The organism is Noviherbaspirillum autotrophicum, from assembly GCF_000818395.1.
Taxonomy (GTDB): Bacteria; Pseudomonadota; Gammaproteobacteria; order Burkholderiales; family Burkholderiaceae_D; genus Noviherbaspirillum; species Noviherbaspirillum autotrophicum.
The window spans coordinates 41023-64050 of the sequence record NZ_JWJG01000007.1 but is presented as its reverse complement, the minus strand read 5'-3'; the positions used below and the strand labels follow the sequence as shown (position 1 = coordinate 64050).

The following is a 23028-nucleotide window of genomic DNA, read 5'->3' as shown; positions in this document are numbered from 1 at the left end:
GAAAATCTCCCTCCCGACGACTCGGTTGTAATCGCGCTAACAACACGCGAGACTATCCGACAAGGGACGTCCGTCATGGATCGCTTACATCCAATCGACAACTTGTAGACGCGGTTTACTGATACATTCGGCCACGGCACTCCAAAGTGGGTCAACTTCCGGTGAACGTCAACAGTCCGTGCTCACCGCTGGGTGGTAGGGAACAAACAGCTGACTGAACCGGTTTCGCCGACTGCTGGTGCGATGGGAAAAGCGTGCAGACACATACCTGGCGATGCTGCAGTTCGCTTGTGGCCTCATTACATGGCGGTTCGCCCTATCGAAATAGGCTGGAAATATGGAAAGGATTCGCTTTTTATTTTTATTTCATAAGTCCATTTCTTTTGCCTGGCAATCATGTGTCTTCACCGAGGGCATTCAGTAAGTTCAGTGCCTGCGCTACAAGGTATCGGAGAAATACACGAACCGGTCTCGCCCGCGCATCTTTGCAACATACATCGCTTCGTCCGCATGTTTGACAAGCGATTGGAGATTGTCGGAATCGGACGGATACACAGTAATACCAATGCTGGCCGATACCTTCCCCTGAACGCCCCCAAGTTCGAATGCGCTACGCAGGTCCTGAACGATTTCTGTCGCAATACGATCAACTGTTTCCTTGCCACCATATTCCGGGATAATGATGGTGAACTCGTCTCCACCTAAACGTGCGAACGTGTCGGTTCCGCGAATTAGGCGTTGAATTCGCCGAACTGCCTCTTTTAACAACAAGTCCCCCTTGTCGTGGCCAAGCTTGTCGTTGATTTCCTTGAAGTTGTCGAGATCGATGAACAGGATTGCAAGCGGCAAGCCGGTGCGCTTTGCCTTCTTTAGTTCATGTTCCAAGCGGTCGAGAAACAGCCGCCTGTTCGGGATGTCCGTCAATTGATCGTAGTTGGCCTGATGCCAGATCAATTCATCCTGCTGGCGTCTTTCGGTAATGTTCGAGAACTGTGCAACATAGCGGTAAACGCGGCCGTCGGCGCTACGGATTATGCTGACGTTCAGCCATTTTCCGAGCAAATGCCCGTCCTTGTGGTGATCCCACATTTCGCCCTGCCAGCACCCGTTTTTGTTAAGCGAATACCAGAACTGAACGTAGAACTCCTTGTTGTGCAGTCCGGACTGCATCAACTTCGGGTTCTTGCCCTTGATCTCGTCCAGTTGATATCCAGTGATGCGGGTGAATGCGGGATTGACGTCAAGAATCCGGTTTTCTTCGTCGGTCACCATGATGCCTTCATTGCTCGACAGGTAAATCAATGAAGCGAGCTTCATGGATTCGTCCAGCTTTCTGGCATTGGTAATATCCTCGACAAGCGACCAGACGCAGGGCTGGGTGCCAGGTCCAGGAATTTGTACGCCGGTCAATCTCACCGGAGTCCGCTCGCCGTCCTTCCGCAGGTACTCTTTTTTATACGGACCGTAGCTGCCACTACGCTCAAGCGACTCAAGCTGCACCTCATCCTCTGCATCATATTCCGGAGGAGTGAGCGACCGGTAGTCGAGGGCATGGAGCTCGTCTGCGGTGTGCCCGGTGATTAGCTCAAACGCCCGGTTGAATTCAAGAAAGCGACCATCACAATCCGTCAGCACAATCCCAACCGGGGCAGATTGAAAGAGGCCTCGCAACATGGCGTCGCTTGCACGCACTTTTGCGTCGGCATGCTTCTGGACTGTGACATCAATCGTTATGCAGATAAGATAGAGCGGCGTTCCATCGTCATCGAAAACAGGCCTTTTCGAGGTGTTGCCAACGCGATTTTCCTTGAGGGACTCGTTCCAATAGCTCTCTTCGAAGTCGACCGCAGTTCGACTGGCCCACACATGACGGTCCATTTCGAGGAAGTGTTCCATCTGGTCCGGGGGAAAGAATCCGCTGCCATCGGTCCCGTATAAGTCGTCAAACGCGATCCCCCACTGCTCCTCGCATGCGCGGTTCATCAGGATGATCCTGCTTAAACGATCCTTAACGAAAAAGGCTGCCGGAATCGCGTTGACGATATCCCTGGCACCTCGATTCAGAAACTCACGCTCTGCGAAGATGGTGCGGGCGTCCATGGGCGCTTTCGATAATAACAATTTGAAATTTAAGGATAATCGAACGGAACGACTTTCGCTACTAAAATGCAACTTTCCCTCACGTCCCACCTGTTTTTTCTAAAGAGCTAATTCTCAGTGTCAACGGGCGTCCTCTGGTTCTTTCTCGACCTGCGTCCTGCTCTATATCTGGGATGATTAAACTTTTGGAGAACCTTGAAGGCGCAATCGATGTTCTTTCCTTATTAGATACGCATAGGCTTCAATCAGCCGAGCTAAAAAGTAGTGAATGGCAAAGCGTCTACTCATACATAGACCGCTTAAGCAAGGTTCTGAAACGTGCGTATGCTGCCTGCAAGGTATGCGTGCGATAGCAAATTGAGATCATTCTCTTTTTGCTTCCATATTTGCAGCAATCAAGCGACCGAGCGTGGTTAACGCTGCCTCCGTTCGCTCATCCCACGGATGTCCATAGTTAAGACGAAGGCAATTCGCAAATCCGCGGTGCGCGGAAAACATCGGTCCCGGCGCGATGCTGATTCCCAGTGAGAACGCTTGCCTGTGCACTTCAAGCGTATTGATTTTGCCCGGCAGCTCTATCCACAAGAAATACCCACCGCTTGGGCGAGTCGCTTTTGTGCCCTTGGGGAAATGACGCACAACGGCTTGCACCATTGCGCTTTGTTGCACGGATAACGCGTGGCGCAATTGGCGCAAATGCTTGTCGTATCCACCTTTGGCCAGGTAGTCGGCAAGCGCCGCCTGTGCCGGCGCCGAGGCGGACAGCGTCGTCGTGACCTTTAAGCGAGCCACGCGCTGGGTAAATCGCCCTGGCACTGCCCAGCCTATCCGGTAGCCCGGCGCCAAACATTTCGAGAAGGAGGCGCAATGCATCACCAACCCCTTCGTGTCGAACGCTTTTGCGGAAATGGGACGCTTGCTTCCAAAATAAAGCTCACCGTAGACGTCATCCTCGATTAACGGCACATCATGGGAGGTCAGCAGCTCAACCAGTGCCTGCTTTTTTTCATCTGACATCAGGCTACCCAGCGGATTCTGGAAGTTCGTCATCAACCAGCATGCCTTCGGTTTGTGACGTTCCAAAGCTAGCGCCATCGCTTCAAGGTCGACACCTTCCCGCGGGTGCGTCGGCACCTCGATTGCCTTCAGCCCAACGCGTTCCAGCGCCTGGAGTGCTGCATAAAAGGTTGGAGATTCAATGAGCACGCAATCGCCCGGGCGGGTGACCGCCTGAAGACATAAATTCAGCGCTTCCAGCGCACCATTGGTAATCACGATTTCATCGGTGTGGATATGCAGGCCGTCAGCGAGGTAGCGCAAAGCGATTTGACGACGCAATGCCGCATTTCCCGGCGTCAGATCATCCACCGTGCTCCACGGGTCCATCTCCTGCACGCTGCTCGCCATCGAACGTGCGAGCCGCTGCAGCGGGAACAGCAACGGGCTCGGAAAGGCAGAGCCAAACGGAATCACGTCACGTGTCTTGAGCGACTCAAGCACATCAAAAACCAGCTGGCTGACGTCAACGTTAGTCGAATCCCCGCTTGGCTGGGAAGAAATGTCGGGTTCGGGCGGAAGCGATTTTGCCCCTGCGGTCACGTAATATCCGGACCGCTCGCGTGCGCGTATCAGCCCCCGCGCTTCCAACAGGTAATACGCCTCAAAGACTGTCGAGGGGCTGACCCCGCGGCTCGTGCTTGCCTGCCGAACTGAAGGGAGACGATCGCCTAGTTTCATCACCCCGGTGCGAATGGACTGAGCAATTTCCTCGGCAAGTGCTTCATAGCGTTTCATAAAGACCTTGGGTTAAGCGCTGAAATAAACTTTCTTGAGGCATGACATCTGATACGGTAAGCAAACACAAAGACATTCTGCTCCGTATCACGTTGCTGCTGTTGTATTTCACCATAGCACTCGTTAGAAAGTACAGGTACAGGAACGAATTTTTTGAATAATCAAGATGGCTCTGATCTGGTTTTTAAAGCCGTCCCTGATCCTGTTATTCAACAACACTTTGGAGCATACTCAATGGCGCCGATCTCGTTTTTCCGATTGGTAAAGAACTTGAGGGAATGACTATGCTGGGCTCGACCGCGCTTGAACTCGCCCGAATTCAATTCGGGTTCACCATTTCCTATCACATCGTTTTTCCTGTCATTACCATCGGCCTCACCTGTTACCTGTCTGAGCTGGAAGCGTGCTTGCCGCGCACCTGGCAAGAGGTATCGCCGCCCAGATCAAAGGCAAGTCAATACCCGTAGCCCTCCCGATTTCCAGTAAATGAGGGAATTTGTTCGCAGCACAGTCCTTCCCTCAAACAGCCCGCTCAAACACGCTCAATCAACACGAAGATGAATCGATACTGGAGCCCAGGCGTAGGGAATTTGACACCCTACTCCCCGGGCGAGCAGCCGGCAGGTGAACATGTCGTCAAGCTGAACACGAACGAAAGCCCGTTCGGGCCTTCGCCGCTGGCGCTTTCTGCCATTCAAGAAGCCGCCACGGATAGCCTGCGGCTCTATCCCGATCCGAACGCGGCCGCCCTAAAGGAAGTCCTCGCGCGTTACCACGGCGTATCTCCCGACGAGATCTTTGTCGGTAACGGATCGGACGAAGTGCTCGCCCTGGCCTTCCTCGCGCTGCTAAAACATGATGCGCCGCTATTGTTTCCCGATGTGACGTATAGCTTTTATCGCGTCTACTGCAAGTTGTATGGCATCGGATTGCGTGAGATTCCTCTATCGGACTCCATGGAAATCAATACGAAGGATTATGACCAGCATTGTGGTGGAATCATTTTTCCGAATCCGAATGCGCCGACAGGGATAGGACTGCCCTTGGTCGCGGTTGAAGACCTGGTTGCAGCTCATCCTCACGCAGTCGTCGTGGTTGATGAAGCCTACATCGATTTCGGCGGCGAATCCGCCATACCGCTGATTCATCGCTATTCCAACCTGTTGGTCATCCGGACCTTCTCGAAGTCCAGGTCGCTTGCGGGGCTGCGTATCGGATTCGCCGTCGGGCATGTGGGCCTCATCGAGGCATTAAATTGCGTCAAGAACTCCTTTAACGCTTACCCTCTTGACCGCGTTGCGATCGCCGCTGCCATCGCATCCTATAACGACGAGAAATATTTTCAAACGAACCGCATTGCAATCATGACGACTCGGGACGCGTTGGTACAGAAACTTTCTGCGATGGGCTTTGAAGTGCTGCCATCCATCGCGAACTTCGTATTCATGCGCCACCCGGCTGTGGAAGCGCCCCTACTCGCAAAACCCCTGCGCGAAATGTCTATCTTCGTACGGCATTTTGCGCAGCCTCGCATTAATCAATATCTTCGTGTAACTGTCGGAACGGCAACGGAATGTGCGCGATTGGTCGATGCGTTAAGCGACATGGTGGGCAAACAGAAGAGCGCCTTCGAATGATGAATAGCGTCATAAAGATCCTCATGTTCCAGGCCCTGGGAGAGGCAGTCGCATACGAGCTCTCGCTCCCCATACCAGGAGCCGTCATCGGCATGCTGTTCCTGTTTTTCTATCTGCTGGCCCGAGACACGGAAGATAAAAGCCTGCTGACATTCTCAACTCGGTTCCTTGGTTACATGACTTTGCTGTTTGTCCCGGCGGCCGTCGGCATCATGTTGCATATGGAGCGCATTGCCAATGAATGGCTTCCCATTACGGTTGCGTTGACAACAAGCACAGTCGCATCGATAGCGATTACGGCGTTCGTTGTTCGCCGCTTAAGAAAATGACGACTTCTCCGACTTCTTTATTGAATTTTCTAGCGGCCTCACCACTGCTATGGCTACTGGCGACATTGCTTGTGTATCAACAGGCGCTCGCCATTTACGCTAGGGCTGGATTCAACCCATTGCTTCATCCTGTGGTCGTATCCGTGGCAATCCTCGTGGCAGTGCTAAAGTTCACCGGAACGCCATACCAGACGTATTTCAACGGTGTCCGGTTCATCCACTTCCTGCTGGGACCGGCCACCGTTACCCTCGCGGTTCCGCTATACCGCCAAGTGAAGGCGATCAGGCGCAACTGGCTTGCGCTTCTCTTCGCTGCCGCGGCCGGTTCCGCCGCCTCCGTTGCGATTGCGATGGGAACGGGCGCATTACTTGGAGCGTCCCGTCCAACGGTTTTATCCCTGGCAGCAAAATCGGTCACAATGCCTATCGCAATGAGTGTCACCGAAAAGATCGGCGGCTCCCCTTCTCTGACATCCGCACTGGTGATGCTTACCGGGATCTTTGGCACCTGTGTAGCACAGATCGTTCTGCGCGGGATGAAGATTCCTGATGCGGATGCAGGCGGCTTCGCGCTTGGTGTGGCAGCGCATGGCATAGGAACATCAAGGGCGCTGCAGATAAGCCAGGAGATGGGGGCATTCGCCGGCCTCGCAATGGGGCTGGCCGGCATGCTCACCGCCTTTGTCCTGCCATTCCTTATTCAGGCGCGATAGGTCATTTAATCGGCCGCACGCGCCGGTTGGAGCTCGCCGGCGGCAACAAATCCACCACGGGACGATCATGACTGCCGGCTGTCTTGCCAGTCGCCGATATTGCGATTCGCCTCCCGGAAAATCAATCAGCGCAAATCAAGGCGGCTCTGGCAAGTGGCTAACAGCCTGTGTGGGTAGGTCGATAACCGGAGTGAGGCTGGCAGCCAAGCCGATGCCAGGAAAGGAAGACACCAGCTTTTATGGTTATCGACCTACCCAAACAGGCTGTTAATGAACGACCAAGTGCACGACCGCCATAAGAATCGCAATAAATGTCGCGCCGCCGATCAAGCCGGCAAGAACGACGTATAGCGGGTTTAACCTGCCTACATCCTGCTCAAAATCTTTTCTCCTGCGCAGGCCAACAAAGGACCATGCCACGGCATTTATCGTAGAGAAAAAGGAGCGCTTGGTTGACATGTCGGAGGTCCTGTGTGGTATTTGGCTGCTACAAGGAGAAGTTAGACACCTATCCGTTATGCGCGACAACGCCGGTACATCGGTCAGAAGGTTTTACTGGCGTTCATGTGCATTCTCATTTCAGAACTGCTGATGCGCCGACTATTTTTGGAGCAGCGTGGTGAGCAGCAATGCGACAGGCGCGATGGCCACGAAACCGCGCAGCAGCCAGGCGATGAACGGATGCGCGGAGCGCGATTCCAGAAAATAGCGGGTCACCACGGTTCCCTTGAGCCACATAACGGCGGCGACGACGAAAGGCATCCACGAAGCATGGCCAACCTTCTGCCCCAATAGCAGGCTGATGCCGGTGAGCGCGAGCAGTGCCAGCCAGGCCGGCACCGGCAGCGATTTTTTTGTGGTTTGATTCATCGTTCAAGCCAATACGTAAAACAACGGGAAAAGGACCAACCAGATAATGTCGGTTGCGTGCCAGTAGCATGCCAGCGCTTCCAGGCCGTCGTGCTGCTCTGCGGAGTAAGCCTTGGTCGACAACCTGAAAAATGCCCAGCACATGCCCAATATGCCCCAACACGCATGCACCAGATGGTTGAACGTCAGGTAGTAGTAGACCGTGTAGAAAATCCCGGCCTTGCCATCGATGCCGTGCGCCAGGTTCCAGTCGACTTCCAGCAGCTTGACCACGGGGTAACCCAGTGCCGTCACGATGGCTGCCGCCAGCCAGAACCTGGCGCGGCGAAGTTGCGCATTCTTGACGGAGGCGAGCGAACAGGCCACGAAAAAGCTGCTCGTCACCATGATGAGCGTGTTCACAGCGCCGGCCGTGGTCCAGATCAGCTCCGGCCCCTTCCGAAACGCCTCCGGGTAGTGATACCTGGCGATGAAGTACACCGAAAACATCAGGGCGAACTCGACGAATTCGCAGGTAATACCAACCCATATCCCCTTGTTTCCTGGTATGCGCCCCGCCAGCTGCCGCGTAATGGCTTCCGACGTAGGCTTCGGGGAGTGCTCCGCATCTGCCGCCGCATGCGCGGGAGCGTAAGTCGCTTCCATCATCATCTTGAACGTCCTTTATGTTACAGCTTGAATATCGATAATGAGGGGCTTATCGTGGCACGAAAAACACGGCCTTTTCTTTCACCTGAAGCTGCACGTCATCCTGCGCTTGCAAGCCGAATGTCACCGTGTTGGATCCCGCCTTTCCCTTATCCTTGGGAATGTGAACCGTCACCGGGACCGCGCGCGATTCCGCCCCCTGCAGTTGAACCTCGTCCTGCGTCACCAGGGAAATGCCCTCAATTCCAGTGACCGAAATCTTGTAGCGGTGCGGATGCTCGTCGGTGCTCATGATCTGGAGACGGAATGCATTTTCGATCATGCCCTCCTCCACCTCGCGCCCCATTGCACCGCGGTCGCGAATGACATCCATTTTCAGGGGCGTCCGGGTAAGCAGCGAGACCCAGAACGCGCTCATGACTAGTACGAGAATGCCTGTGTAGATGAGCACGCGCGGGCGCAGGACGCGCCGTGCAATCTGTTTGGGAGCGAGATTGTTGCGCAAGGCATTCTCCGTCGTGAAACGAATCAAGCCACGCGCGGCACCAATCTTGTCCATCACCGAATTGCAGGCGTCCACACAAGCGGCGCATCCGATGCAGTCGGACTGGAGGCCATTGCGAATATCAATCCCGGTCGGACAGACTTGGACGCACAGTGAACAATCGATGCACGAACCCGAGGCCAGGTTCTTTGCGGTGGCCTTCGCAAGTGCGTTGCGCGGCTCGCCGCGCTTCTGGTCGTAGCTGACAATGAGCGTGTCCGGATCAAACATCGAACTCTGGAAGCGCGCGTACGGGCACATGTAGCGGCAGACCTGTTCGCGCAGCCAACCGGCGTTGCCATAGGTCGCGAAGCCATAGAACAGAATCCAGAACGACTGCCAAGGCCCGAGCGCCAAAGTGGCAGCCTCGAGCGCGAGCGTGCGAGCCGGCGTGAAGTAGGCAACCAAGGTAAATCCCGTCCATAACGCAAACAGCCCCCAGGCCGCGTGCTTGGACGCCTTCCTTGAAAACTTGGCGATTGACCACGGTTGCCGGTCCAGGCGCATGCGGGCACTGCGCTCCCCCTCGATCTTGCGCTCGAACCACATGAATATCTCCGTATATACCGTCTGTGGGCATGAGAACCCGCACCAGACGCGACCGGCCACCGCAGTAAACAGAAAGAGCGAAAAGGCAGCGATAATCAGCAGCAAGGCCAGGTAGATGAGATCCTGCGGCCAAAGCACAATGCCGAACAGATAAAACTTGCGCGCCGCGAGATCGAACAGCACGGCTTGGCGCCCATTCCATGATAGCCATGGCAACCCGTAGAAGATGAGTTGCGTCAGCCAGACGCAGGCCCAGCGCCAGTTTGCATACACACCGTTCGCCGCTCTCGCATAGATCTGCTCGCGTGGCGCATACATCTTCACAACTGACACTGTCTGGGCGGATTGGCTCATGATCGTTATTCGCTTGATCGGGATGGAGACGGGCTCAAAGGCCGGTTATATGGACAGGGGCAACGGGTAAAGAACTGCGCTTATCCGTGGTTCCCGCTTCTGCGCCGGAACAGCGGAAGCGGCTCGTCGACCGAGCCCTGGTATTTGACCGAGTAGTGGTTGAAACTCAGGAGCGCATCGTGGATGTCCTTGTCAGCGCGCACCGCAAAGGAATCGAACCCGCAGCGCCGCATGTAGTTGAGCTGATCCCGTAACACATCGCCAATGGCGCGCAATTCGCCGGTCCACCGGTATCGGGAGCGCAGCAGAGTAGCAATGCTGTAGCCGCGGCCGTCACGGAAGCTGGGAAAATCGACGGCAATCAGGTCGAGCTGGCGCAGATGCGGCGCAAGTGGCTCAAAGTCGTCGTCCGGCGAAATCCAGACCGCGCGACACTTCGACGTGTCGGCGCGGATGCCAGCAGTATGAAAATACGACAGCGGCACGATCTTGTTGGATAAGTTGATTTCATCGAGCAATTCGACGTCTCGAATCACTCCCCAAAGGTCATCCACGATGTGCGGAGAACCACCGACCAGCTTGATTATCTTCGGCATAAAAGCACTGAAAAATTGATTAGGCCGCCTCGCGGTAAACACCGGACCTGAACGGCTCGGCGCCGACACGGGCCAATGTCTCAATGAAAGGCTCATCGTGCACGCGTAGCCGACAAAACGTTTCGACTAGCCGCTCTATGACCGTCGACATTTCTTCGGCGCGGAACGAAGGACCGATGACTTTGCCGAGCGCCGATTCCATTCCTTGGGCGCCGCCGATGGTGACTTGGTACCATTCCTCGCCATCCTTATCGACCCCGAGAACGCCGATGTTTCCTATGTGGTGATGGCCGCATGCATTAATACAGCCGGAAATGTTGAGGGACAGATCGCCAAGCTCGCACAGGAAGTCCAGGTCCTCGAAGCGCTGCGCAATGGCTGCCGCAACAGGAAGCGACCGGGCATTGGCGAGCGAGCAGTAGTCTCCGCCAGGGCAGGCAATAATATCGGTCAGCAGGCCAAGATTGGCCGTTCCAAGGCCATTTGCTGTTGCCTTCACCCAGAGCGTGTACAGATCGCGCTTGCGTACGTCCGGCAGGATGACATTCTGTTCGTGCGCGACCCGGATTTCGCCGAATCCGAACTCTTCCGCCCATGCCGCGATCTGTTCCATTTGACCGGCCGTCACGTCGCCTGGTGGCGTTGCAACGCCCGGCTTGGTCGACAGCGTCACGCATGCGTATCCGGCCACCTTATGCTCGCGCACATTCCTTTTCACCCATTGGGCGAAGCGCCTGTTTTCCGACAGATACTGTGCGAATGCAACGTCCTCGTCGTCGAGCGGTTCATATCGCTTGTACTGGAAAAATTGGGCGACGCGCTCGTACTCCTGTTCGGTCAAGGTAGACGGACCATCCTTAAGATGGCGCCACTCCTCTTCCACCTCGGCGGAAAACGTTTCGACGCCAAGCGCCTTGACCAGAATCTTGATCCGGGCCTTGTATTTGTTGTCCCTGCGGCCATACCGGTTATACACCCGCAGAATGGCCTCCACATAGGAGAGAAGGTGTTCCCATGGCAGGTTATCCCGGATCTGCGAACTGAGAATCGGCGTGCGACCCAAGCCGCCGCCGGCAAATACGCGTAGCATCTTTTGCCCGGCCTCGTTCTTGTACAGATAGATACCGACATCATGCATGCGCACGGCGGCGCGGTCCTCCATCGAAGAAGAAAGCGCAATCTTGAACTTGCGTGGCAAAAAAGCGAATTCCGGATTCAGCGTCGACCATTGGCGCAATATCTCGGCGAGAGGACGCGGGTCAATCAGTTCATCCTTTGCGACACCAGCAAACTGCTCTGTCGTGATGTTGCGTACGCAGTTGCCGGACGTCTGAATCGCATGCATCTGGACAGTCGCGAGTTCGGCAAGAATGTCGGGCGCTTCCTCCAGCTTGATCCAGTTGTATTGAATGTTTTGGCGCGTGGTGAAATGGCCGTAGCCGCGGTCATACTTGCGCGCGATATGCGCCAGCATTCTGAGCTGAGTAGAAGACAGCACGCCGTAAGGAATGGCCACGCGCAGCATGTACGCATGTTTTTGCATGTACAACCCGTTCTGCAATCGCAGCGGCAGAAACTCTTCCTCCGACAAAGCTCCCGAAATTCTGCGGGCAACCTGGTCGCGAAACTCTGCCACGCGCTCGTTCACAAGAATCGCGTCGTACTCATCGTATTGATACATCTACCTACCCCTGTTTCAACCAATGCCTGAATCGCGGCGCCAGGTGGCGTTCAGGAAATCAAGACATTTCGTTGTTCTTGTCCGTTGCATCTGATTGTCTGTCTTTAACGATGTCCAAAACAGATTCAGAACCCTGAAAAAACACCGTATCAGATCGATGTGTCAGCGAGGCAGTTGATGCCGTGGCCGTAACCAACATCCAGAGAGCAAAAGCCTGGAGAGGTGATGTGGAGAGCGCAGTCCGCCAACATTTGGTTCGTGCCAGATCAGAAGGCCGTCTGATATGCAAAAAGAAGGCGCTACTGACACTGTTTTGGAGGGCGTTCGAACAGCAAAATGTCGGCTGATACCAAAAGCGTTGTCTTGTTACTAATGGTGAGCTCCAATGTATTGAGCGCATTAACCCAATTTTGACGTTATGAAGAGAACTTCAAGGAGTTCACACGACCGAGAGCGGCCCCGCCGTCTCGCCACAGGCCGCATAAATTTGATTTGCGCGTGCTTCGCAGGCGTCCTTGCATCGGGCGCGCAAAGTGTCCAGGCGCAGCAGTCGCAAATTCCCGACACGATCGCACAGCGCGCCATTGCTTGTGCCGCCTGCCATGGTAAAGAAGGACGGGCCACGAATGATGGCTTCTTTCCCCGCATAGCGGGAAAACCAGCTGGGTACTTGTATAACCAGCTAGTCAATTTCCGCGACGGACGCCGGCAGAACCCGCAAATGACCTATATGGTCGGGCATATGTCGAATGCCTTCCTGCAGGAGCTAGCCGAATATTTCGCCAGCCTGCACCCGCCCTATCCGCCGCCCCAGCTCTCCAATGCGGCGTCCACTGCCCTGGAGCGCGGACGTACCTTGGTCATGTCCGGAGATCGGTCAAGGAATATTCCTGCATGCGTGGCTTGCCATGGACAAAAACTGAGTGGCACGCTCCCGGCGATTCCCAGCCTGTTGGGTCTGCCGCGCGATTACCTGAACTCCCAGTTCGGCGCGTGGAAGACAGGCACCCGCCGTGCCGCCGCGCCCGACTGCATGGCAAAAATCAGCAGGCAGCTCAGCCCGGAAGACATCAGTGCCGTGTCGAGTTGGCTCGCTTCGCAGCCGATTCCGAATGACATGACGCCTTCCCCAGCGTCATCCATCAAGCTGCCTATCGCTTGCGGCAGTGTGCCGCAATGACCAAGCGTCACCTCATGAAACGCCTTTTCCTCATTGTTCTTGCCATGGGTATTTTTGTGCCTGCCTGCGTGATCGGCCTCGAGTTGGTCCGCGAGCCGGGCAGCGACCAGGTCAGCACGTTGGCGGCCGACTCGAACGGTCAGATTGCGCGGGGTGCGTATTTGGCGCGCGCCGGGAACTGCATGGCCTGCCATACGACACGAGGCGGGCAGGAGTACGCAGGAGGAAGAGCGATTTCTACGCCATTCGGCAATATTTATTCGTCGAATATTACGCCGGACAAAAAGACTGGAATCGGAACATGGACATCAAACGACTTTTGGCGGGCGATCCATAACGGCAAATCGAAAGATGGCAGCTTCCTGTATCCAGCCTTTCCGTATACCAGCTACACAAAGGTAACGCGAGCGGATTCCGACGCCATCTTTGCGTACCTCAGGACGCTTACACCCGTGGCACAGGAAAACCGGCAGCATGAGCTGCAGTTTCCATTTAGCCAGCGCATCTTGCTGGCATTCTGGCGGATGCTCTATTTCAGTCCCGGCGCCTATCAGGAGCAAGGGAACCAGAGCCCCGAATGGAACCGCGGCGCCTACCTGGTCCAAGGACTTGGACATTGCAGTGCCTGCCATACGAGTAGAAACTTCCTTGGCGGATCGGCGGACACGGCGGCCCTCACCGGGGGAATGATTCCCACTCTGAACTGGTATGCGTCTTCGCTTGCATTGGACGCCGGGGCCGCTCGTCGTGATTGGCAGACGAAAGACCTTGCCGACTTATTAAAGACTGGCGTGTCCTCCAAGGGAGCGGTGTTTGGGCCGATGGCTGAAGTCATTAGCGGCAGCCTGCAGCATCTTTCGGCCAGCGATATCAACGCAATGGCCATCTATTTGAAGTCCATTCCTCATGTCGACACTATCGCGCAATCAGAGTTGGGCGAAGTATCGAAGCAAGAAGAGGCAGTATTAAAACAAGGCGCAAAGCTCTATGAGAAATATTGCGCAGAATGTCACAAGTCGGACGGAAAAGGAGCACCTCCGGGGTATCCCCCGCTGGTCGGAACGCGATCGCTGGCCGCGCGCTCTCCCATTAATCCGATTCGCATTGTATTGAACGGTGGGTATCCCCCAACCACAAAGGGAAATCCGCGACCATATGGTATGCCCCCATTTGCGGTCGAGTTAAACGATAGTGAAGTGGCGGCAGTTGTGTCTTACATTCGTACGAGTTGGGGGAATAAGGGAAACATGGTGTCGCCGATCGACGTCGGCCGGTTTCGCGGGGCTCCCATAGAATAATCACCTTCGCTTTGCCACATCCGGTTATTAACGGTCCGCTTTCGGGTAGAAATTTGGATGTTGAGAGACTGCTTGTGGCCGAGCTGGACTTTTCTTTGCTTGTCGAGTTTATGCCGTAAGGCGGACGCTTGGCGCTCCCGGGGGGGGCGCAGGCAATGTTAGTGTCCGCAATAATTCCGATCGTCCTGCGTTCGGAAAACATCGTAATACGCCCCTACTCCGTCTATCGGACTATCTGGCAGCGGTACTAGACATTATGCTCATAATGTTGAAAGTGCCGCCCCACTGATTGTGCTGTTCTCACTTCACAGAAAAGCCAGCCCTATGCTTTTTTCTGGGGAAAGCTGTGAACACAGAAAGGTCCTCGCTTTCCAAATAAGAAAACGGAGGCGACTCATGATCATCGTTTTGGAAGATAGATATGCCACAGCTGGAACTCATGATGTGCGACGCGCCATGGCAGCACATCGGGATGCCTTTCTCCAAGAAGGAAAATCGAAACCGGTCGTGGCGTCGTCGATAATCGGCTTTCGATTGAGGCCGTTCTATTGGAATGCACAACCATCCCATGGCGTGGCCTGTCGATTTCGGCCAAGGCGAATGCCGCATCCGCGTTCAATGAGTCATCAAATTTATGACGGGCATATTTTTATTCATTGATTTCTTTTACCAGTCGAATCTCGAGCAAGATGTCCGCCCTCGCTATCCCACTTGGCCACTTCGGCTTGGTCAATTTCATACCCGGGAGGTCGATAAGTGCCGGTCTTCGTCACAGCCTCGTCAATTTCCTGAGGGGTAAGCAGCACAGTCGTTTTGCACTGGGTTACTCCAGCGGCATTGACTCTGATAGCAAGTGCCGCGGCAGTAGCATTGTCAGGGAGATCGGCAATGATGAAAACGTCCTCGTTGCCAAAGGCAAAATAAAATGCTTCAACGGTTCCGCCCATCGATTTGAATAATTCATCAACAGCATCACGTCGCCCCGTCCCCCCCTCTTTGAGCAGGCCCTTTACGCCGTCGGTGAGATAGTTGGCTTGAATGAGATATTTTGGCATTTGAATCTCCTTCCAGGTTTTGCGCACCTTCCTGGGACACCAGTCTGACAACGCCAATCGGTCAATTCGTCAGCGCGCGTCAAACGCTACAGCGTTTGTTGACGCGCGAAGGCCAGCTCGCCCGCCATGGTCAACACTGCTTTCCTGATCGCTGGCACAAGCGCCATCGAGCCGGAGGCGCAGTAGTAGCGGGTTTGCCGAAGTGGCGCCCACGATCGTCACCGGCCTTCAAATTGTCGGGTATCCGATACGACTGAACGGATCTCTGCATGACGTCCGTCAAACTCGTTGTCCTTCGCACAGACTAGTACAGCTGCTGAATAGGGGTAAAAAAATGGTTAACGTGCGATCGTGTTGGTGCGCTTGATCTTGCTGTGTAACTGGATGAGGCCGTAAATCAGCTGCTCTGCAGTCGGCGGGCAGCCCGGCACATAAATGTCGACTGGGATGATGCGATCACAACCACGCACAACGGAATATGAATAGTGATAATAGCCACCTCCATTCGCGCACGACCCCATTGATACCACCCAGCGTGGCTCAGCCATCTGATCGTACACCTTACGTAGAGCCGGTGCCATTTTGTTGCATAAAGTACCGGCGACAATCATCAGATCGGACTGCCGTGGAGACGCGCGAAACATGATACCGAATCGGTCCATATCGTAACGCGACGCACCAGCATGCATCATTTCCACTGCGCAGCAGGCCAAGCCAAACGCCATTGGCCACATCGAGCCGGTACGGACCCAGTTGACAAGCTTGTCCACTTCCGTTGTAACGAACCCTTCGTTTAACACGCCTTCGATTAACATGATGCGCTCCTGATTCGGAACATTTCCCGCATGGCCGACATCCCGCATTTATTTGACAATGCAACTCGGCAGAAAATGCATGGCACCCGATGAACCGCAATTTAGTCATTCGTTTCGAGCGCCCGCCATGATGAGATGAGCGAACGGCGGGCTACGTATTTTTCGGTGCTCAGAGGTGGCCCCGGAATTTCGGACAGTAGGATAAGTGGCAGCTTTGCTTCACAATCTGGGCCGCAAGGCCGATTACAGGAGCAAAAGCATGACCAAAAGAACAAGGCGCAACCACTCAGGGAGTTTCAAAGCAAAGGTGGCGTTGGCAGCGCTACGCGGCGACAAGACATTGACCGAGGTAGCGCAGCAGTACGAAGTCCATCCCAACCAGGTCACCGAATGGAAGCGGCAGTTGCTGGAGCGGGCTGCCGACGTATTTGACGGTGGCGCTGCGGTCAGCGAGAAAGAGAGCGTGCCGGACCTGAAGGAGTTGCACGCCAAGATCGGGCAGCAGGCATTGGAAATCGATTTTTTAAGCGGCGCGCTCACCAAAGCGGGATTGGTGAGCGCAAAGAAATGATCGACCGAACCCATGAACTGCCGGTGTCCCGGCAATGCCAGATCCTGTCCCTGGCACGCTCGACGGCGTACTACCGGCCGCAGCAAGCCAGTGAAGCGGACCTGGAATTGATGCGGCGGATCGACGAGCTGCACACGCAGCATCCATTCGCCGGCAGCCGCATGCTGCGCGACATGCTCCGTCGGGAGGGTCATCAGATCGGCCGCAAGCACGTAGCGACGCTGATGAAGAAGATAGGCATCGAGGCGCTGTACAAGAAGCCCAATACCAGCCGCCGCCATCCGGCACATCCGGTCTATCCGTACCTGCTGCGCAATCTGGAGATCAATCGTCCCAACCAGGTGTTCGCTGCCGACATCACCTACATTCCGATGAAACGCGGCTTCGTGTACCTGTTCGCGGTGATGGACTGGGCCAGCCGGCGGGTGCTGTCATGGCGTCTGTCGAACACGCTGACGACGGATTTCTGCATCGAGGCCGTGCAGGAGGCGATTCACCGCTACGGCGTACCGGACATCTTCAACACCGACCAGGGCGCCCAGTTCACCAGTCTCGAATTTACGCAACTGCTCAAGGACAACGGCATCGCCATCAGCATGGACGGCCGTGACTGCTGGCGCGACAACGTGTTCGTCGAACGGCTGTGGAAATCGATCAAGTACGAGGAGGTGTATTTGCACGCGTATGAAACGGTGAGCGCGGCAAAGAGCGGGATCGGTCGGTATCTGGATTTTTACAATTCTCGGAGGCCACACAGCGCACTTGACGGCAGCACGCCGGATGCGTTCTACTTCGCCAACCTGCCCGCGTGGCAACAGGCGGCGTAGATGGCAGGCCGGGTTCCCCACCGCGCCGCACGCTCTTGCCCTGCCCATCGGGCGGCGAGCGGCGCCGTGGATAACCCTACATCCGCAAAGCTCCACTTAACGAAGTCAAATTCGTGTCCAACAAAACGGGGCCACCTCTCTCGTCAGCACCCGCAACTGGTCAATTCTGTTATAGGTGGATACTTCCATCAGGAACACATAGCGGAGGCGCTTGGCAGTGCGCAAACGGGGCGCAGCGTTGACGACGTCATGCACCAGTTCGTCGGTGTGCAGACTGCCTCCCATGAGTGCTTCACACTCGCTGGACCGGCAGAGCGCCATCGTCCGTGCTGCAGCCTCATGGCTGTGCTCCGTGGTGACGAGCCGGCAAGACGAAATATCGATGCCTGAGCCTTTGGCAATGGCATGTATTTTCGTGGGCGGACCGACCAGGACCGGGTTGATCAATTGCATCTAGGCCACTTCCATTTCACCAAGCAGCGACACGTCGCTACAGGGAGGGCAAATGGCGATGCTAACAAGCTCCAGTGAGCGGCCCAGGTCGATGAGGCTTTGGCGTGCCGGGGAAGTCTTATTCATTGTCAGCATCTTTGCTCTCGATGCGCCAAATTCCAGAAAAATGGCCTCTACCACTCGATTCAAAGTTTGCCTTTGATTATCAATGATCCCGATTTCATGCATACAGGGTTTTGCGTGTAAAACGCTTCTGCACCAATTGATTTTGGACAGTGCAGTGCGCCTAGTAAAAACGTTTGTGGTGCATCAGTGGTTCGGCTCAAATCCATTTCCAAACGCGATTCCAGCAACTACAACAACAGGGTATATAGCACGACGAAGTAGCCTGGAAACACTGATGCGAATTAGCATAGGCGCGCAAAAAACTTTCACCACAAGATTGCAACGTATGGCGCTGCGCTCGCGATGGGCGCGATACGATAAGTTGCAAAGTCAACGAATGGAGGTGCAATATGGCAGAGCGTGAGACGAAGTCGCGCACAGCGCACTCACATGAAGCGGGATCGGATGCGACGAAACAAAGGCGTCACGCGGCCCCTGCATCCACCGATGCATCGAAAGCATCTTCTCCAGTAGCCGGGAAGGTCAAAGAGGGCATCGCACGACGGCTCTCCGACATCAACGATATTGAAGCAGATATCACCAAGCTTGTCAGGACGACCGTATCCGATACTTTGCGCGCTGGCGGAGATGCGACAGCCCAGCTGACCAACGTCGTGGAGAATACCGTAACAGGCGCAATCCAGGCTGCCGAAAAAGTCGGCACGGGGCTGACAATGAGTGCCAAAAGCGTCGCTACGGGAATCGTGATGGGTGTGCATGACGTTGGGGGTGATGTCGCAAAAGCGTCTACAGAAACTATTCGCACAATCATCAGGCAGACAGCGACCATAGGTGCCGACATTGGTGCGGTAGCGAAGCGCACGGTGGACGGAATTATCGAAGCCACTGCCGAGGTTGGGGAAAACGTCGCAGAAATTAGCAAAAAGTCTGCCGAAGGTGCCATTGAAGAAGCGGCACACATCAGCAATATGGCCGTCCAGGCGGTGCAAGATGTATTAACAGGCATCCGGGGCGGGATCAGTGAGTCTGCCGCCGTTCCCGCACGTCGTGGCGGCGCTGCACAGCACGGGCATACCACGCATTAGGAGGATGGAATTGCTCGTTCTGACTGGAAGGAAATGACGTAAGCTGAAAAAACCTCGCATCAGCGCTGCGAAAAGAGTGGTGTTATGTCCTATAAAACGATTCTGGTACATGTCGACGATGGCCGGAATTGTGACATCCGTGTCGAACTGGCGGCCCGGCTGGCGATGCTGGAAGATGCACACCTCATCGGCGTCGCCATGACAGGCGTGTCCCGCTTTCTGATCGAAGCTGTCGCCATCGATGTCACCCCTGAGAGCCTTCAGCCATATCTCGATATCCTGCGCCAACGCGCCGAGCGGTCACTCGTTCCTTTTGAAAAAATCATCCGGCAGGCGGGACTTGCATCCTATGAGCAACGCCTGAGTGACGACGAAGCCGCCGGCGGCCTGGCTCTTCAGGCGGGATACTGTGACTTGGCCGTTCTGGGGCAATACGATCCAGAGGGAGCGGCGCCATCGGTCTATGCCAATCTGCCGGAATACGTCGCGATGACGAGCGGTTGCCCTGTCCTCGTAGTTCCTTATGCGGCTACGACAACGAGTTGTGGCGAACGGATTTTGGTCGGATGGAATGGCAGCCCCGAGGCCGCCAAAGCCGTGCGCAATGCAATTCCTTTGTTGCGCCGGGCAAAGATCGTGGAAGTAGCCGTGTTCAACCCGGATCGTCCATCCGATGCTCACGGTGAACAGCCCGGCGCCGATATCGCGTTATATCTTGCACGCCACAACATCAGAGTGGACGTGATGCAAGAAAGGACAGAAACAGATGTCGGCGAAGCGCTCCTGTCTCTCGCTGCCAATTTGAATAGCGACTTGCTGGTGATGGGGTGTTACGGGCATTCACGCTTTCGCGAAATTCTACTGGGGGGCGTTACGCGCACGATGCTGAACGCGATGACAATTCCCGTTTTCATGTCGCATTGAGGAAAAGGAAAGCGGCATCAGAATCCCATTTCCCCTGGCATTGCTTCGGGCGATGCCCTTGCCTGCGATGGTGCTTCCATGACGATGCAATCCGTGGTCAGCACCGGCTTGCGATCGCGGCCGCGTTGGCCAGCGCGAGGCGCGTGACTTTGGTGGGATCGATGATTCCCATTTTCATCAGATTCCTGTACCTGTCATCCGCCGCGTTGTACCCGAAATCACCGGTGCCGTCGGTTACTGCCTCGATCACCGCGTCAGGGTCGCCACCAGCATTGAAAACAATTTGGCGCAACGGCTCTTCCAGCGCACGGTGAACGATCTTTACCCCGGAATCTTGCGCCAGGTTATGGAGCTGAAGATTTTCAAGAGCGCTGCGAGCACGAAGCGAGGCCACTCCGCCAGCGGCACCGATGCCCTCCTCGACTGCGCGCGCGTCGCATGTCCGCATACGTGCGCGAAGAAATACTTGCTCTTGAAAATGTTAAGACTCCTCGGGAATGAGCGATCTCAAGCCCCGTACGGCATGCATGACTATGCTGAATTGCAGGCACATGCCCACTTCTGAATGAGATACGTTGTCTTGATTGCGCCAAGGTGGCATGGGGATTCTTACATGAAAAAAAACTTCAGAATCATGCCTCCAGTTTTTCCAATGATGCTCTTAATGCTGTTGGGAGTTCCCGGCGTGGCACAGGAGCGCCATGGACGTTTGGAACATGAAGAGCACGATGTCGAGCGTGCCGAACGGGGTCGTGCAGCACCCGGACGCAGTCATACCCCACGGCACTGGAGCGGCGATATCCGGCGCTTTCATGAACATGACCTGGCGCTTTGGCGCGGCGGCCGCTGGCTCCATGGACGACATGGTGACCAATCAGGTTGGTGGTGGATCGTCGGCGCGACCTGGTACTTTTATCCGGCACCAATCTACCCCTATCCGAATCCCTATCAACCGCCGCCCATGGCGTCGATCGCCCCGCCGAGCGACCCGTCGGCGATGCCGCAATACTGGTACTACTGTGCCGATCCTCCCGGCTACTACCCCTACGTGCCACAGTGCCGCGTCAATTGGCGCGCCGTGCCAGCGACTCCGCCGTGAACACGGTGGTGAAGCCAGCGCTGGCGATTCGGGCAAACACGATCGTGAAGTACTTTGGCAAAGGTGAAGCCAGGACGGTCGCCTTCAACCGCGCCAGCATCGTCACCTGCTTTGGTGAAATGCTCTCTATCGTCGGCCCCTCCGGCAGCGGCAAGACGACGTTCTTGCGCATCCTCTCGGGAATCTTGTTCCCGAATGAAGGCAGTGTCATGGTGGAGGAAACCGATATGTGCCCACGCTCTACGCTAGCTATTGCCGGGCGCTCCGGTACTTTCCGTCAACTCGATTACGATTTCCTACATCCTGGCCGAGCTGAAAGACCCGGCCGACGCACCAGCGATACAGAAAGAAGTGGCGCGCCTTGCCTACTTCGCGTTGACCAAGGGCGAGTTCATTCAACGCATCAGCAATTTCTACAAGTGCCAGACCGCCATCGGCACCAATATTTTTCTGATGACGATCATCAGCGTCATTGCCGGACCGTCGATGTCGGGACAGGCTTTTTACACTTTCACTCTGGAGAACCTGGAGAAGTTCGGCGCGTTGAAAGCCATCGACGCGAAGGGCCGGGAACTGGTCTACATGATCCGGTTCCCGGCAACGATTAAGGCATTGACGGGTTAGGGCATCGAAGTGGGTTGATGCACGCGCTTGATTGGCGTGGCGAAGCTCCGGCTACCGGATTATGCATCGTTGATCACGTTCTACAACTTCGGGAAAGCATTTGGCATGGTGATGCTGATCGCGACCAGCTCCAGTTACATCGGCATTCGCAAGGTGCTCAAGATCGCGCCGTTCGATATTTTCAGCGGGTGGGAGTACGCAGCCAATCTGCTTTGGTCGTCGCACAAAATCAATTTCCACGCATGATGAGTCTCAAGTCCGCACTGTCCAATGCTGATCGCTGGCTTCAAGATGCGTCGTTCAGCACAACTTTTCTATTGGCGCTCGCCAGCGTTATTGCGATCGGCATTCCAGACTACCTGTTTGGAGTCGATATTTCCCTCTTCATTCTTTATATCGTGCCAGTCGGTATCGGCACGTGGTATGCAGGAAAACATTGCGGGATCTTCCTCGCCATCCTGTCAAGCACTCCGTTGATGATGGAACAAGTCAACGCACATTATTTCGTAAATCGCCAAGGTCTGTTCTTTTGGAATCTGTTCATGCATGTCTGCACCTTGCTGGTCATCGTGTACTTGCTCGACGTGCTTGTAGTTCACTTGCGAAATGAAGCCGCGCTCGCGCGCGTTGATGCCGTCACCGGAGTTTTTAACCGCCTTGGCTTTTTTGAGCGCCTGGAGTTCAGCGTCAACCTGATGGCACGCCAGCAGATAGGATTCGGTTTGGTGTATATCGATCTTGATGACTTCAAGAAAATAAACGACAAGTACGGCCACGACGAGGGAGACAGGGTTCTTCGGCTCACTGCAAGCCTATTGGGAAAGTCTGTTCGCCATAGCGATGTTGCGGCCCGGCTTGGCGGCGACGAATTCGCGCTGCTCCTTCACGGAGTCGATCGGCATCAGGCCGTGATTCTCATTGAAAAACTCCGCGTTGCGCTTCATCGGGCCTTTCAAATGGAGCGGGTGGCGGTGACTTGCAGTATCGGATGCGTGACGTTCCGTTCTTTCATCCCCGATCCCCATAGCGCAATCAAGGCGGCAGACCTATTGATGTATGAAGTCAAGCGTCATGGAAAAAACAACGTCCTTGTCGAAGAATATGAAGCCATGACTGCGCACAGCGCGACGAAGCCACAATGAATTCGACCGTTTCA

General features: G+C 55.3%; 24 protein-coding genes and 4 pseudogenes. 15 read left to right on the top strand and 13 right to left on the bottom strand.

What is annotated here, in order from left to right; translation table 11 throughout:
- Window positions 1-177: 177 nt before the first annotated feature.
- Window positions 178-328: pseudogene (locus TSA66_RS26650) on the top strand (IS5/IS1182 family transposase); the annotation flags it as partial.
- A gap of 110 nt (window positions 329-438) precedes the next feature.
- On the opposite strand, the gene TSA66_RS00800 reads toward TSA66_RS26650, so the two are convergent.
- A complete protein-coding gene (locus tag TSA66_RS00800) occupies window positions 439-2100 on the bottom strand; it encodes a sensor domain-containing protein (RefSeq protein WP_052451974.1) in 1662 nt (553 codons plus the stop codon).
- Between the two features lie 363 nt (window positions 2101-2463).
- On the bottom strand, window positions 2464-3894 hold the full coding sequence (locus tag TSA66_RS00795) for an aminotransferase-like domain-containing protein (protein WP_040038586.1): 1431 nt from the start codon (window positions 3892-3894) through the stop codon (window positions 2464-2466).
- 284 nt (window positions 3895-4178) lie between these two features.
- On the opposite strand from TSA66_RS00795, the pseudogene TSA66_RS00790 reads away from it, so the two are divergent.
- The 4 genes and pseudogenes from TSA66_RS00790 to TSA66_RS00775 form a co-directional block, all read left to right on the top strand.
- A pseudogene (locus TSA66_RS00790) lies at window positions 4179-4313 on the top strand (cytochrome ubiquinol oxidase subunit I); the annotation flags it as partial.
- Window positions 4314-4451: 138 nt separating this feature from the next.
- Window positions 4452-5531, top strand: coding sequence for a histidinol-phosphate transaminase (gene hisC, locus TSA66_RS00785; RefSeq protein ID WP_040038584.1), 1080 nt, complete (start codon window positions 4452-4454; stop codon window positions 5529-5531).
- Window positions 5528-5860: a CidA/LrgA family protein gene (locus tag TSA66_RS00780; protein ID WP_040038583.1), complete on the top strand. Its 333-nt coding sequence runs from the start codon at window positions 5528-5530 to the stop codon at window positions 5858-5860. Before hisC ends, TSA66_RS00780 begins: the two co-directional genes overlap by 4 nt.
- Window positions 5857-6573: an LrgB family protein gene (locus tag TSA66_RS00775; RefSeq protein ID WP_040038582.1), complete on the top strand. Its 717-nt coding sequence runs from the start codon at window positions 5857-5859 to the stop codon at window positions 6571-6573. The genes TSA66_RS00780 and TSA66_RS00775 overlap by 4 nt, the downstream gene beginning before the upstream one ends.
- A 267-nt stretch (window positions 6574-6840) precedes the next feature.
- On the opposite strand, the gene TSA66_RS00770 is transcribed toward TSA66_RS00775, so the two are convergent.
- The 6 genes from TSA66_RS00770 to TSA66_RS00745 form a co-directional block, all read right to left on the bottom strand.
- Entirely contained in the window at window positions 6841-7032 is a 192-nt protein-coding gene (locus TSA66_RS00770; protein ID WP_040038581.1) for a DUF2970 domain-containing protein, read from the bottom strand.
- Between the two features lie 141 nt (window positions 7033-7173).
- Entirely contained in the window at window positions 7174-7443 is a 270-nt protein-coding gene (locus TSA66_RS00765; RefSeq protein WP_040038580.1) for a hypothetical protein, read from the bottom strand.
- A gap of 3 nt (window positions 7444-7446) precedes the next feature.
- The gene (locus tag TSA66_RS00760) at window positions 7447-8094 is read right to left on the bottom strand and encodes a cytochrome c oxidase subunit 3 family protein (protein WP_198358648.1); all 648 of its coding nucleotides are present in this window, start codon (window positions 8092-8094) and stop codon (window positions 7447-7449) included.
- A gap of 46 nt (window positions 8095-8140) precedes the next feature.
- Complete coding sequence (gene ccoG / locus TSA66_RS00755; RefSeq protein WP_040038579.1) at window positions 8141-9538, bottom strand: cytochrome c oxidase accessory protein CcoG; 1398 nt, start codon at window positions 9536-9538, stop codon at window positions 8141-8143.
- Window positions 9539-9618: 80 nt separating this feature from the next.
- Window positions 9619-10134: a DUF934 domain-containing protein gene (locus tag TSA66_RS00750; RefSeq protein WP_040038578.1), complete on the bottom strand. Its 516-nt coding sequence runs from the start codon at window positions 10132-10134 to the stop codon at window positions 9619-9621.
- A gap of 19 nt (window positions 10135-10153) precedes the next feature.
- The gene (locus TSA66_RS00745; protein ID WP_040038577.1) at window positions 10154-11815 is read right to left on the bottom strand and encodes a nitrite/sulfite reductase; all 1662 of its coding nucleotides are present in this window, start codon (window positions 11813-11815) and stop codon (window positions 10154-10156) included.
- Window positions 11816-12485: 670 nt separating this feature from the next.
- Between TSA66_RS00745 and TSA66_RS00740 the strand changes: the two genes are divergently transcribed.
- The 3 genes from TSA66_RS00740 to TSA66_RS26645 all read left to right on the top strand — a co-directional run bounded on the left by TSA66_RS00740 (window position 12486) and on the right by TSA66_RS26645 (window position 14953).
- Window positions 12486-12995 (top strand): c-type cytochrome, encoded by a 510-nt coding sequence (locus tag TSA66_RS00740; RefSeq protein WP_332309919.1) that lies wholly within the window; start codon window positions 12486-12488, stop codon window positions 12993-12995.
- 14 nt (window positions 12996-13009) lie between these two features.
- Entirely contained in the window at window positions 13010-14293 is a 1284-nt protein-coding gene (locus TSA66_RS00735) for a c-type cytochrome (RefSeq protein ID WP_084199153.1), read from the top strand.
- Between the two features lie 396 nt (window positions 14294-14689).
- Window positions 14690-14953, top strand: coding sequence for a hypothetical protein (locus TSA66_RS26645; protein WP_157691539.1), 264 nt, complete (start codon window positions 14690-14692; stop codon window positions 14951-14953).
- On the opposite strand, the gene TSA66_RS00730 is transcribed toward TSA66_RS26645, so the two are convergent.
- Both TSA66_RS00730 and TSA66_RS00725 read right to left on the bottom strand, forming a co-directional pair.
- Complete coding sequence (locus tag TSA66_RS00730; RefSeq protein WP_040038575.1) at window positions 14947-15348, bottom strand: GYD domain-containing protein; 402 nt, start codon at window positions 15346-15348, stop codon at window positions 14947-14949. The two genes, TSA66_RS26645 and TSA66_RS00730, sit on opposite strands and share 7 nt — an antisense overlap.
- Before the next feature lie 338 nt (window positions 15349-15686).
- Window positions 15687-16163 (bottom strand): NuoB/complex I 20 kDa subunit family protein, encoded by a 477-nt coding sequence (locus TSA66_RS00725; RefSeq protein WP_040038601.1) that lies wholly within the window; start codon window positions 16161-16163, stop codon window positions 15687-15689.
- 259 nt (window positions 16164-16422) lie between these two features.
- Between TSA66_RS00725 and TSA66_RS00715 the strand changes: the two genes are divergently transcribed.
- Window positions 16423-17561, top strand: a protein-coding gene (locus tag TSA66_RS00715; protein WP_408639464.1) for an IS3 family transposase whose coding sequence is annotated in 2 segments (ribosomal slippage) — window positions 16423-16681 and window positions 16681-17561 — 1140 coding nt in all. Because the reading frame shifts where the segments join, the coding sequence is not laid out codon by codon here.
- A gap of 105 nt (window positions 17562-17666) precedes the next feature.
- Here the strand turns inward: TSA66_RS00715 and TSA66_RS00710 are convergent.
- The gene (locus tag TSA66_RS00710; RefSeq protein ID WP_040038572.1) at window positions 17667-18014 is read right to left on the bottom strand and encodes a hypothetical protein; all 348 of its coding nucleotides are present in this window, start codon (window positions 18012-18014) and stop codon (window positions 17667-17669) included.
- Window positions 18015-18242, bottom strand: coding sequence for a hypothetical protein (locus TSA66_RS00705; RefSeq protein ID WP_040038571.1), 228 nt, complete (start codon window positions 18240-18242; stop codon window positions 18015-18017). It abuts the gene before it with no gap.
- Window positions 18243-18529: 287 nt separating this feature from the next.
- Between TSA66_RS00705 and TSA66_RS00700 the strand changes: the two genes are divergently transcribed.
- Window positions 18530-19225 carry a hypothetical protein gene (locus TSA66_RS00700; protein ID WP_052451973.1) on the top strand — a complete coding sequence of 232 codons (696 nt, stop codon included), beginning with the start codon at window positions 18530-18532 and terminating at the stop codon, window positions 19223-19225.
- 84 nt (window positions 19226-19309) lie between these two features.
- Entirely contained in the window at window positions 19310-20149 is an 840-nt protein-coding gene (locus TSA66_RS00695; RefSeq protein WP_040038570.1) for a universal stress protein, read from the top strand.
- A gap of 97 nt (window positions 20150-20246) precedes the next feature.
- On the opposite strand, the gene TSA66_RS25950 is transcribed toward TSA66_RS00695, so the two are convergent.
- Complete coding sequence (locus TSA66_RS25950) at window positions 20247-20597, bottom strand: TCP-1/cpn60 chaperonin family protein (protein ID WP_040040453.1); 351 nt, start codon at window positions 20595-20597, stop codon at window positions 20247-20249.
- Window positions 20598-20801: 204 nt separating this feature from the next.
- On the opposite strand from TSA66_RS25950, the gene TSA66_RS26640 reads away from it, so the two are divergent.
- From TSA66_RS26640 to TSA66_RS00665, 4 genes and pseudogenes are all read left to right on the top strand, one after another.
- A complete protein-coding gene (locus TSA66_RS26640) occupies window positions 20802-21248 on the top strand; it encodes a hypothetical protein (RefSeq protein ID WP_198358654.1) in 447 nt (148 codons plus the stop codon).
- Window positions 21249-21367: 119 nt separating this feature from the next.
- Window positions 21368-21487: pseudogene (locus tag TSA66_RS27515) on the top strand (ATP-binding cassette domain-containing protein); the annotation flags it as partial.
- Window positions 21481-22118 (top strand): annotated as a pseudogene (locus TSA66_RS27510) (ABC transporter permease); the annotation flags it as partial. The pseudogenes TSA66_RS27515 and TSA66_RS27510, both read left to right, overlap by 7 nt.
- Window positions 22115-23014 (top strand): GGDEF domain-containing protein, encoded by a 900-nt coding sequence (locus TSA66_RS00665; protein WP_040038565.1) that lies wholly within the window; start codon window positions 22115-22117, stop codon window positions 23012-23014. The pseudogene TSA66_RS27510 and the gene TSA66_RS00665, both read left to right, overlap by 4 nt.
- Window positions 23015-23028 lie beyond the last annotated feature (14 nt).